Annotated in this window: 9 protein-coding genes; all 9 read right to left on the bottom strand. The window is 26.7% G+C overall.

Annotated elements, in window-relative coordinates; all coding sequences use genetic code 4:
• Nucleotides 1–4: 4 nt before the first annotated feature.
• The gene (locus SLITO_RS01805; RefSeq protein WP_075058079.1) at nucleotides 5–1381 is read right to left on the bottom strand and encodes a hypothetical protein; all 1377 of its coding nucleotides are present in this window, start codon (nucleotides 1379–1381) and stop codon (nucleotides 5–7) included.
• 139 nt (nucleotides 1382–1520) lie between these two features.
• On the bottom strand, nucleotides 1521–2450 hold the full coding sequence (locus SLITO_RS01800; protein ID WP_075058078.1) for an ABC transporter permease: 930 nt from the start codon (nucleotides 2448–2450) through the stop codon (nucleotides 1521–1523).
• A complete protein-coding gene (locus SLITO_RS01795) occupies nucleotides 2440–4566 on the bottom strand; it encodes an ABC transporter permease (protein ID WP_075058077.1) in 2127 nt (708 codons plus the stop codon). Before SLITO_RS01795 ends, SLITO_RS01800 begins: the two co-directional genes overlap by 11 nt.
• Nucleotides 4567–6099 carry an ABC transporter ATP-binding protein gene (locus tag SLITO_RS01790; protein WP_075058076.1) on the bottom strand — a complete coding sequence of 511 codons (1533 nt, stop codon included), beginning with the start codon at nucleotides 6097–6099 and terminating at the stop codon, nucleotides 4567–4569.
• Nucleotides 6100–6182: 83 nt separating this feature from the next.
• A complete protein-coding gene (locus tag SLITO_RS01785) occupies nucleotides 6183–6707 on the bottom strand; it encodes a hypothetical protein (RefSeq protein WP_075058075.1) in 525 nt (174 codons plus the stop codon).
• Between the two features lie 40 nt (nucleotides 6708–6747).
• On the bottom strand, nucleotides 6748–7536 hold the full coding sequence (locus SLITO_RS01780) for a hypothetical protein (protein ID WP_075058074.1): 789 nt from the start codon (nucleotides 7534–7536) through the stop codon (nucleotides 6748–6750).
• A gap of 15 nt (nucleotides 7537–7551) precedes the next feature.
• Nucleotides 7552–8796, bottom strand: coding sequence for a replication-associated recombination protein A (locus SLITO_RS01775; RefSeq protein ID WP_075058073.1), 1245 nt, complete (start codon nucleotides 8794–8796; stop codon nucleotides 7552–7554).
• A 15-nt stretch (nucleotides 8797–8811) separates the two neighbouring features.
• A complete protein-coding gene (locus SLITO_RS01770; RefSeq protein WP_075058072.1) occupies nucleotides 8812–10698 on the bottom strand; it encodes an ABC transporter ATP-binding protein in 1887 nt (628 codons plus the stop codon).
• 54 nt (nucleotides 10699–10752) lie between these two features.
• Nucleotides 10753–13152, bottom strand: coding sequence for an endopeptidase La (gene lon / locus SLITO_RS01765; protein WP_075058071.1), 2400 nt, complete (start codon nucleotides 13150–13152; stop codon nucleotides 10753–10755).
• Nucleotides 13153–13206 lie beyond the last annotated feature (54 nt).

Below are 13206 nucleotides of genomic sequence, written 5' to 3'. Positions count from 1 at the left end.
GGTTTTATTTTTTAATGCTTTCTATTATATCTTTTGCATATTTTTCTGTTATTTCTAAAAGTTTTTGTGGAGTATATGTATTTTCTTCAACACCTTTGAAAAAATTACTTGAAGCTGAATTTAAAACACTTGAAGAAAAAGTAGTTTTTATTTTATCTGCTACTTCTTTAGTTATACTATTTAAACTACTATTATCACTATATGAAATATCTCCTGGAGTTCATAAAGTATTCCCTGTTAAATCACTACCTAACATTTCTTCCACACTTTTATCTTTTAATGGACTTTTTTTATCAAATGTTAGAGACAAATTATTATCTTTATAATATTTTTTAATATTGTTAACAACTGTATCATTATTGTAATACTCTTTTGAACCTGCTAAAGCAATGATTGTACTATCAACAATATTTTTTTCAGCTGATGTAATAAATGAGTTTGAATAATCACTAGCATATGCTTCTGCTTGATTAGTATCTACACCAACAACTTTAACATCATTTTGTTTATTTTTTTGGTTAATTACACCTAGAAGATCAGCGGTTTGAGGACCAGCTACCGGCATAATAACGTTTGCATCATCATTTACTAATGACTCTGAAATTACTTTACCATCACCTGCTGCAAATGATGTAGAATATCAATTTTTGTCATTACCATCTTTTGGAGCATTTTTTTGAGATGAAACTCTTGAAGCTTTGATTCCATCATATTGAACTTCTTCTCCAAATATATTATTTAAAACATCCTTATTATTTGTACTTAATTCATTATAAACATCAATTGCAGATAAAAATCCAACCATAAATAATTCAACTGCAACATAATTTGATTGACCACCAAATGTAGCTAATTTGACAATTTTTTCATCACCAACTGTATTTCACTTTTTATCTTTTATACTTTGATATATCGAAGCCATTCCTGCATAAAATCCTGACATATCAGCTTTATATAGTAAACCTATAGCAGTCTTGATTCCCTCATCGTTACCATCTATAATAATCTGAGTTGAGTTTTCACCAAGTGCATTTGCAGCTGCTTTTAAATTATCTCCAGCATGATGAAAACCAGGTAAAATTGCAACTTTAGCTCCAGCTTTTTTTGCAATATCATATCCATCTTGTATTTTTGAAACATCTTCTGGCTCAGTAAATCCAATACCAGAATAGCTGTCATCTTTATTTAATTCTGAAATTTCTTTTATAAATTTGTCTCCAGCTACCTTTCCACTTTCGTTAAAAGATTTATCCGATATCCTTCCTGCATCAGTTATTAAAAATATGTCATTAAAAGATTTATTATTAGAACAAGAAATAACATTTGTCATACTTGAACCAATAATTGAAAAAGCAAGTAATCCTGATAATAATTTTTTCATTTTTTATTCTCCTATTTCTAAAGTAAATTACAAAATAAAAAGAGGTTGTATTTAAAAAATAAACTTTATCCTCCTTTTTTTATAAATTACTTATACTTATATTTAACCATATTAATAATTTATTTGTATAAATTTACAATTATCTTTTTGATTTTTCATATGGTTCCCCAATACTTTTTGGGGGTTTTGAAAATTTTGAAATTGTTATCATAGTTAATAATGACAATATAAATGGCATCATGTTAAATAGATTACCATTACTTTTGATTCATTCGTTACTTGTTAGATAAAATATTTTTTCCCCAATTGTGAAAAATACCGAGAACAAGAAAGAAGCAACAACTGTAAATCTGATTTTTCATTGTCCAACAATCATTATGGCCAAAGCGATAAAACCAAATCCATTAACTGTTCCATAAAAGTTACCATTATTTTTTAATATTACAAAAAATGCTCCTGATATACCCGCTAATAACCCACTTGTTAAAACTGCTAAATATCTATATTTTAAAACATTTATACCTGAAGAACTTACAGCTTGAGGATTTTCACCAACTGCAATATGCCTAACACCAGTTCTGGTAAATGAAAAATATATACCTGAAAAACAAGTAATTATAATTGAAATTAACAGATATAAAGTAAATATATTATTTGTACCTGAAAATGAAACAATTTTATATCCAGATGTAATTAAAGTTCCATTAGACTCTGTTCAACCTCTAGTAGTTGTTAAAAACATTGCAATTCCTTGTGCAAATAAATTAATTGCAGTACCCGAAACTATTTGATCTGCCTTTAATTTTATTGAAGCAAAACTATGCAAAAGAGCGAATAAACCACCAACAATTGCAGCTACAATTATTGGAACTAATTGTAAAATTGGAGTATTATCATTTTTATACATTTTACTACCAACTATTGCATAAGCTAAAGCACCAATAACCATCATTCCGTCAATACCAACATTTATTACACCTGATCTTTCTGATATAAGTCCAGAAAGAGAAGCTAATGAAAAGATTACGAAGTAAATTGAAATTGCCTCTAACAAAATATTAACTGACATAATTTTTCACCACCTCACGTTTTTTATTATAATATTCTACTTTATTAATATATTTATCTCTTTCAAATATTTTTTTAGATTTATCATTTATTTTATTTAATGATTTATTTTTAGAATTAAAATCTTTTTTTAATTCCTTAAATTTATTTTTAATTTGTTCTACATTTTCTTTAGTTTTAGCACTAACATTATTTTTCATATCAATAAAGTCATCTACACTTTTTTTATTTTGTACATTAATATCATGTAACATTTTTTTAATAAGTTCTGAATTACTTTTTTTTAATTCATGTTTTTTTATTTTATATTGGTCAATAATTGTTTTGAAATTATTTTTTAGTTCATTATTTTTATTTATATATTCTTCCTTTGTTGAATTTTTATTTAAGTCTTTAATTTTGATATTATAATTTTTCTTTTCATCTTTAATAAGTTTATTTAGAACTTTTACTTCATTTAAAAGATTAATTTTTTTAGAATTTACGTTATTAATTGAAAATATTAAATTATTTAATAAATCGAATTTTTTATTTTTTATATTTAATTTACTTTGTTTTTTAAAACCCATTAAGGAATATTTTTTATGATCAATTATTGATTCATCTCAACTTATATTTAGTTCTTCTTTAACTTTTTTGATTTCGAAATTAATATATGTTTTAATATCTTTTTTTAAGTATCTATAATTTTTTCTAAAATAAGTTTTTTGACTTTTCAAATCATTATTTAGTTTTTTTATTAATTCGAACAATTTTTTGTATTCATCATTATTTAAGTTTTGATTTGATTTTTTAAGATTAATTAAATCATCATAATTCTTTTTAATATCAGATTTTAAAATGTTTTTTTTATTATTTTCTTCATTTTTAAATTTTAGCAATTCTTCGTTTTTATATATAAGTATTTTTTGTTTGCGCAATTTTCAAATTAATTTATTTTTAGTAAATCAATTTTTAGTAAAATTATAATCTTTGAATATAAAAGTATTCTTGTAAATATATTGATATAAATTTAATTTATAAAATAACGCTGAAATACCTGCACCATAAGTAATAGCACCAAATACTAACGTAGAAACATCTTTTGACAATAATGGGAACTCAATTGCTTTTGCAATATCTGAACCATTTTTTAACATAGCTCACAAAAATGCGACAGGTAATATGCCAAAAACATTACTAAATGCAACCAATGCAATCGGGATTGCATCAAAACCAATTGTTGGTAGCATTGATACATTTCCTGTTGTTATACTTAATTGAATTGTCATGTAGTAGATAAAACCACCCATGCTTATAAATAAACCTTGTAATGCAGTTGTTAATATTATGTAATATTTCATATTAATTCCTGCATACTTTGCTGCTGTTGGTTGTTTTCCTGCAACTTTAAATTTGTAACCAAAAGTTGTTAAATTAACCAAAATATAAACTAACAATACTGATATTAAAGTTAATATAACACCAAGAACTCAAATATTATCCCCGATAGCAACTCAATTTTTATTTAATTTTTCAGTAGAATGATTAGTACTTCATTCTCAAGTAGGTCTATCAAATAACCAATTTGAAAAAATTCAAACTACTCAATTTAACATAACAGTTGTTACTACTTCGTGTATATTAAAAGCGACCTTTAGTATCCCTGAAATTAATGAAATTGCAATTCCAGAAAATATAAATATAAAAAACACATTTATAACAAAAGAACTATCAATGTCTTTAAAACTCATTCCCTCAGCAGACGCTTTGTTCCCAATTGCTAATACACTTAGCGTCATTCCTATTACAGCTTGTCCAGTTCCACCCATATTAAATAAACCAATTTTAAAACCAAGAGCTAGACCTATTCCCATTAATGCATATGTCGAAAAATAATTTAGTGTTGTTGGTAAAAAGGTATTTGAGTCATTACTTAATGATTGTTCAATTGAAGAAGCAATAAAAGCAAATCCATTTTCACCATTTATAAATATAATTATTATACCAATCAATAAACCAAATAATATAGACAATACTGACGCTTTAATAATTGAAAAACTATTCTTAGTTTTTTCAGAAGTCAAAGAATTTATTAAATGTTGTTTCTTTATTCAAAATTTTGTATTAAATTTCATTTAAATTCTTTCTCCCATCATCATTAAACCTATTTTATCAATATTTATTTCTTTACCCTTAAGTTCACCAACTTTATTACCGGAATTTAGTACGATAACTCTGTCTGATAAAGCAATGATCTCACTAAGCTCATATGATATTAGTAAAATTGCTTTACCTTTTTCTTTAGCTTTTAAAATTTCTGAGTGAATAAACTCTATTGATCCGATATCTAATCCCCTGGTTGGTTGAAATATTACAATTAAATCACTTTCTCTTTCAAGTTCTCTTCCAACAATCGCCTTTTGTTGATTTCCACCCGATAATTGTCTTGCAATTGCATAACCAGATTGAGAATTTCTAACATCATATTTTTTTACAATGTTTTGTCCATACTCTTGTACAGCATTAAAATTAATAAACCCAAATTTGCTAAACTTTTTTTGTGATATATCTTGAAGAACCATATTATCAATTAAATTATTATTTAAAACTAATCCATGTTTATGTCTATCTTCTGGTATGTGACTAATTTTATATTTATGATATCTTTTAGTTACAGAAGCTTTATTAATTAAATTATTTTTTATAAATATTTTACCTTTTTTTATTTTTGATAAACCTGTAATTGCATTTACTAATTCTAATTGACCATTACCTTCAACACCCGAAATTGAGACAATTTCTCCTTTAGATATTTCTAAAGAGAAATCTTTCAAAGCTGTAATTTTATGATTATTATGGTTTTGCATACTTAAGTTTTCGATTGATAAAATTACATCTTTTTTTATTTCTTTGTAATTAACATGAACTTCTTTTAATTTACGGCCAACCATAGAAGTTGCAAATTGTTCAACAGTTGTAGATTTTACATCAAATTCGCCAACGACTTCGCCATTTCTAAGAACGGTTGCTGTATCTGCAACTTTTTTGATTTCTGCCATTTTGTGAGTTATAAAAACGATTGTTTTACCCATTTTTTTAAGATTTAATAAAACTTCTAAAAATCCATCAATTTCATTAGGAGTAAGCACGGCTGTTGGTTCATCGAAAATCAATATGTTTGATTCTTTATAAAGCGCTTTTAAAATTTCTGCTTTTTGTTGAGAAGCAACACTTGAATTAATTGGTTTCTTATTTAAATCAATATTTAAATTATATTTATTCATTATTTCTGTTATTTTTTTTATTGTTTTTTGCTTATTAATAAAAAATTTAAGAAATGTCTGTTCACTACCAAGTGATATGTTTTTTCAAAAAGGATAAGTTTCGATTAATTTAAAATGCTGATGAACCATACCTATTCCTAATTTATTTGCTTTAACTGGGTTTGTGATAATTTGGCTTTTACCATTAATGAATATTTCTCCAAATGTTGGATTGTATAAACCAAAAAGAATTGACATTAAAGTCGATTTTCCCGCACCATTTTCGCCAATTATAGCGTGAATTTCACCTTTTTTAACTTTTAAGTTTATGTTATTATTTGCAATAATTTTTTTATTAAAAATCATTGTGATATTTTTCATTTCAATCGCTAGATTATTGTTCATAATTTCTCCTAGTTATTCTAATATTATTTAATCATAAAGAGAATAATTATTTCTTCATAAAAAAAATTACTATTAATAGTAATTTATTTTAAAATAGTATTTGCAAGTTCATCAAGGGCATCTTGTTTTGCCTTAGTTCAAAAATCAACTGCAAGAAATTTATCAACTATTCTTGTTGAAATATGTAAGTCTTTAAAATAGAAGTTTAACTTATTAAATCTAATACATATATGTCCAATTGTTATGGCAAGAAAATCATAACCGTCTTCAATAAGTTCTTTACCTGTTTTATCTCTAAATTCTGGATAACCATAAGTTTCAAACATTGCTTTCCTCATTGTTTCAACTCCAGGATCATATCACTCATTTATAACATAATCTTTTAATTCTCTAATTTTTTTCTCACCATCTTCACCAAGTTTTTTTCATACGTTTATTACATGCTCTTCAAAAAATGGTGCAAATCGTTTAATTCCTTCATCAAGAGAAGGGTAAAACATTTGAAAAGGTTCTGAACCGTCAACTTCAACATGCGCTAAAAATCAAGGTTCTGAAAAAGAGACTACTCCTATTTGTTCTGAGCTTATTTGATATATTTTTTCACTCATAATTAAATACTCCTTTAAAATATTATAACATATGTTTATGTTAAATTATTGATCTCGTAAATAGTACATAAAGCACAAAACCAACAATAATGAAAATTGGTATTAATAATCATAAAAGTCATAACTTAGATTTTCATTTTGAAGCATATTCACTAACTTTTTTTTGTTTTTTTTCTTGTTTAATTGGAACAATTTGAATTGGTACTTCTTTTTCTTCGTTAACAAATGAAGATTTTTTTCATAAATCTGATTCTTGAATAGGTTTTTGTTCCTCATGTTTTTCTTCATATTTATGTGGAACAACTTCTTTGGCTTTCTCTAGATCCTCATCAATCAATTGTTCTTTTTCGTTTTTAGCTAGTAGTGGGTCATCTGAATCTGGGAGAATTTCAATATCTCCTCCAGTAACACCTCTCAAAGTATCTACAAAGTGTTTCATCACTTTTTTATTCGGACATGCAAATGTAATACCATTACCAAAGCTATCGTTTTGTAATGATAAATAATTTAGTTTTGAATCACTCTTTGAATATTGTACAAGAATTTTGTGTAATGAATAAGAATCGAAAGGTAAATATCTTACTTGAGTACTATTTTGATTATCTATGATTTCTAAAGTAAAAGTTCTTTTTGTTGTTATAAATACAATACCTATCATTTCCTCGTCATATCTTTTAAAGCTTGCTCATAAAGCTGACAAAACGCTTTCGTCATCGTCGAAATAGGTTTCCATATTGTATCAAACTTTTTCATATATATTTTTATAAGAAGGTAATCAATTATATCCATTACTCTCTAATTCATTTTTAATTATAGAAACCGATTTCATATTATAATTACCCTTCTATTTCTTTTTGACATCTTTGTTAGTAAATTTATTATATATTTCAATTAGTTTTTTTTCATATAAATTATGAGTTTTAGCTATATAGTATTTTTTGTTCTTAATTTTATCAGGCAAATATTGTTGTTCAACATAATCATTTTCAAAATCATGTGCATATTTATAATTATACGTTTCATTTAAATTAGATGAAGAATTATAATGATTATCTCTTAAATATCCAGGGATCGGTGGAACATTCCCAGTTTTAACATCATTTAATGCTTGATCAATTGCGTTTATACTTGAATTTGATTTCTCACTCAAAGCCATTTCGATTATTGCAAGACCTAAAATTATTCTACCTTCTGGCATGCCCACTTGTCTAAAAGCATTACAAGCATTAAATACACGAACTGGTATTGAAGGGTTTGCTAGTCCAATATCTTCATATGCAGTAATTATCATCCTTCTCATTAGAGTTTCATAATCTCCTATTTCTAATAATCTAGAAAAATAGTGTAATGAAGCATCAACATCACTACCTCGTATCGATTTTTGTAAAGCAGATTTTAGGTCATGAAATTCATCTCCATAACTAGAACCTTTTGCAGATGAAATAAATGATAATTGCTCAATAAATTTTTTGTCAATTTTTTTATCGCTATATAGTTTTTCAATATTTTCAATTATATTAATTGCAAACCTCAAATCTCCATTTGACCTAGAAGCAATTTCATTTATTGCTTCATTATCATATTTAGTATTAGATTTAATTTTTTTTAATATTTTTTTAATTCCAATAATTAATTCTGGTACACTAATTTCTTCTAATCTTGCAATTGTGCATCTACTTCTTACAGCTGGATTTATTACAAAATATGGATTTTCAGTAGTTGTAATAAAAACTATTATTTGTTTTTTTTCAATATATTCAAGTAAGTAATCTTGTAAATTTTTATTCATTCTATGAAATTCGTCAATTATTAATATTGATTGATTATTATTGCTTATAATTTTTTGAAGTTTTTCTTTTTTATCATTTGATGCATTGAAAAAATCATATTCAATTTCTAAGTCATTAGCTAAACTAATAGCAAGAGTTGTTTTGCCAATTCCTGGAGGACCATAAAATATCAAATTAGTTGCAAATTTTTTTTCTACCATTTTTGAAATTAATCCATTATCATTATTGAGCAAGTGACTTTGTCCAATTACATCTTCAATATGATTTGGTCTTAATAAATAACTTAATGGCTTATCCATTTAAAAACCTCCTGTTTATGAATTTGCAGCATCGTGAAGTTCTTTAAATCTTCCTGGAGTTTTTACAAGTTCATTATATGTTCCTTCTTGAACAATTCCTTTTCCTGATTCTAATACATAAATTTTATTTACGTTTTTTATTGTTGTTAACCTATGTGCAATTATTACTGTTGTTTTTCCCTTCATTAGTTCATCAAGTTGAGATTGAATTTCTTTTTCTACAATATTGTCAAGAGCACTTGTAGCTTCATCAAGAACTAATAATTCTGGATTACGCAGAAGCATTCTAGCAATTACCAAACGCTGTTTTTGACCTCCGCTTAAAAGTAATCCTCTTTCACCAAGTATTGTATTATAAGTTTCTGGTCAACTCATTATTATATTGTGAACTTGCGCTTTTTTACATGCTTCATGCACTTCTTCGTCAGTTGCATCAAAATATCCATATTTAACATTATCATATACTGATCCATAAATAATTTGTGGCTCTTGTTCAACATATCCAACGTGACTTAAATAGCTTTTAAGATTAAAATCTTTTAAATTAATATCGTTTATCAAAACACAACCATCAGTTGGGTCATAAAATCTAAGTAAAAGTTTTGAGATAGTTGATTTACCGCTTCCAGTTTCTCCAACAAAAGCATAACTCTTACCTTTTTCTAGAGTTATATTTAAGTTGGGAATTATATTTATTTCAGGTTTTTCAGGGTAGTTAAATTTCACTTCTCTAAATTCTATTTTATTAACTTCTTGATCAAATAATACTCCGGTTTCATTATTATCAAATAAAATCGGATCTTTATATATTACTTCGTATATTTTTGTTGAAGAAGCAGAAGCTCTTGAAAGACCTGGCACAATTGCTGCTATTTGTCACAGCGGTCTTGTAAGTCCAGTCATCGCTGTAGTTATCGGGATAATTACAGCAACAAAGTAACTAACGTTATTATCACCATATAACAAAGCTGCACAAGATATAACTAATAAATTTATAATTACATCTGATGCAATTAGAATAGCCAAAAGTGTTCCATCAATTCTAGAAATTGGTTTGAATACTTTAATATAAGGTTTATGAAGATTTTCAATTCTATCTTCTTCATACTTACGTGTTGCAGATGATTTTACTAACTTTATAGCATTTATTCTATCAACAACATCACCATTTATATCTGAAATGACTTCTCTAACAACTGTAACTTTTTTTTGATAACTTGTAGCAATAATTATTATTATCAAAGCTAGCAAGTATACTGCAGCAGATGAAATTAATGCTAAATAAACATCAACAAAAAATAAAACACCTGTTCCAAAAATAACTACAAGTGGAGCTTGAATTATTCATGATACAAGACCAGATATTTCATTACCAACAATATTTGTATCTCCTACTAATTTTGTCATTAGTTTACCTGTTTTTTTATCTGAGTAGTATGAAATGTCATACTCAAGTAATCTTTTAATTGTTAGTTTTCTTAACTCAACTTCTATTGTAACAGCAAGTATAATTGAAAATGAGTTTCTTATAAAAGTACAGATATATAAGAGTACTAAATCCCCAAGTGTAATTAGCATTCACCAATACCATTTTAAATTATAATTTTTTCCCATTTTATTATCATAATCATATTGAGCTTGGTTTAATGTTATATTAATTAACAATGAGTTAATACTAACTAAAATTGCACTGAATATAACAACGCCAATAACTGTAAAAAATAACTTCTTATGTTTGAACCCATATGTGAAAACAATTTTTAAAAATGTAAGTTTCTTTTTTTTGTCCATGAAATTATATAGTTTTTCATCTGCAGTTTTTTTCTTTCTTAATGGTTTACTAGAAAGATTTTGAGAATTTTTTACAAAAGACAAATTTTCTAAATTACTATTTCCATCCATAATTAACACCTTTCTTATAATAAAAGTATATATTAGGAATTAAAAAAACAACTATTAAAGTTGCTTTTCTTGTGAACTAGATTTACTATTATTTTTATCACTTGCCAGTGTTCCGATTGGAAGTTCTTTTTCTACTTTTTTCAATTTTTCATTAAATATCGCTTCATATACTTCAGAGAATTTTTGAACAAGAACTATTTCTAATTCATTTCTAACTTCTTCAGGAATATCATCAATATCTTTTTTATTTTTGAATGGAATAATAATTTTTTTCAATCCACTTCTATGTGCAGATATTGATTTTTCACGTAGTCCACCAATAGGGAATACTAGTCCTCTTAGTGTAATTTCACCAGTCATTCCTAAATCTTTTGGAACTGGTTTATTTGTTAAAGCAGATACAATTGCAGTTGTTAATGTTATACCTGCACTTGGTCCATCTTTTGGAACAGCACCTTCAGGGACGTGAATATGAACATCATTTTCAGAAAACACTTCTTTTGGTATATTAAATTGTTTATAGTTTGATTTTACATAGTCATAAGCAATTGTAGCAGACTCTTTCATAACGTCTCCTAATTTACCTGTTAATATAAGACCACCTTTTCCAGGAAAATGATTAACTTCTATTGGTAGTATATCTCCACCAAATTGAGTATAAGCAAGTCCTGTAACAACACCAATTTGTGCTTCTTTGTCTTTTTCTGTATGTTCAAATATTCTTTTTTTCAAAAACTCATTTACTATTTTTGGAGTAACTGTAATTTTTTCTAATTCCTTATTAAGCATTTTTACAACAAATTTTCTTGCGATAGACGCAATTCATCTTTCAAGTTGTCTAACTCCTGCTTCTCTTGTATAATGTTTAATAATTTCGCTTATTCCTTCTTCAGTAAAACTAACTTGGTCAGAGTTTAAAGCGTGGTCTTTTAGAACTTTTGGAACTAGATATTCTTTTGCAATTTTCATTTTTTCAATTTCAGTATAACTAGAAAGTTCTATAATTTCCATTCTGTCATATAGAGCTTCAGGAATATTCTCTGGGTAGTTTGCAGTTGCGATAAATACTACATCACTTAAGTCATATTCCTCTTCTAAATAATGATCTGAGAATTTAGAGTTTTGCTCAGGATCAAGCACTTCTAACATTGCAGAAGCTGGATCTCCTCTATAATCACTTGCCATCTTATCAACTTCATCTAATAAGAAAACTGGATTTTTAACTCCGGCTCTTTTCATACCTTGAATAATTCTACCCGGCATTGCACCAATATAAGTTTTTCTATGACCACGGATTTCAGATTCATCTTTAATCCCACCAAGAGCAACTTTAATAAATTCTCTTCCCATTGCTTCTGCAATTGATTTAGCTAAACTTGTTTTACCAACACCTGGAGGACCTACTAATGTAATTATTTGTCCTTTAACAGAATTAGTATTTTGTTTTACAGCTAGGTATTCAATAATTCTTTCTTTTACTTTAGCTAGACCATAATGATATTTATCTAATACATCTTTTGCATATTTTAAATCAGTTTTTTCTTTTGTTTTTTGTCATCAAGGAGTTTGCATCATTCAATCAATATAAGTTCTAATTATGTTTGCTTCAGAAGATGCTGCGGGTAAACCTTCATATCTATCAATTTCTTGATTTAATCTTTTTTTAATATTATCTGGAAATGGTTCATTTTCAAGACGAGTACGATATTTTTTCATATCGTCTCCCTCTCCATCCATGTCTCCTAATTCTTCCTTGATTGCTTTTAATTTTTCTCTTAAATAAAACTCTCTTTGTTGCTCGTCAACCCTTGATTTTATTTTTTTACTAATTGATGATTCTATGTCTGCAGACTGTCTCTTTTCATCTAAAAAATCATTAATTATTTCAATTCTTTTAATTGGATCTAACTCCTCAAGAATTGCTTGCTTTTTGTTTATTGGCATAAATGTCATTAGATGTGCAGCAGAGTCTACAATATAGTTAGGATCAGCATTAGTAGAAGCCATTTTTAATACTTCTTCAATCTCAGAAGGAAACTCTTCTTGAGAATTGATCATAGCTTTAATATATTTTGTTATTTTTTTCAAAGCTTCTTTGTCTTCTGATTTTAAAGGTTCCTTAACTTGGAATTCAGCAGTATAAAAGGCATCAAGCTCTATATTCATTAATTCAACTCTTGAGACTGATTTAATATTTACTGTTAATGTACCATCTTTTCATTCTTTTTTAATTTTTACATTTGCTAAAATACCAAATGCGTATAAATCTTTTATAAGTGGGTCGTCCTCTAAAGGTTTCTTTTGTGAAACTATTAAAATTTGTCCATCATATTTTTCAACCGCTTCTTTTACTGCGAGTGTAGTTTTATCACGCCCTATTTCAAGAATTTGTTCAAATGTTGGATAAACATAACTTCCTCTAGTCACTAGCATTGGTAATCTTTGATTTGACATATTTTATTCCTCCTTTGGTCAAAAATATAATAACATATTTTTTAGCACTTGCAA

The sequence above is a fragment of the Spiroplasma litorale genome, assembly GCF_001267155.1.
Taxonomy (GTDB): Bacteria; Bacillota_I; Bacilli_A; order Mycoplasmatales; family Mycoplasmataceae; genus Spiroplasma_A; species Spiroplasma_A litorale.
Note: the sequence above shows the minus strand (reverse complement) of the source record. Positions and strands in the feature narration are given on the sequence as shown.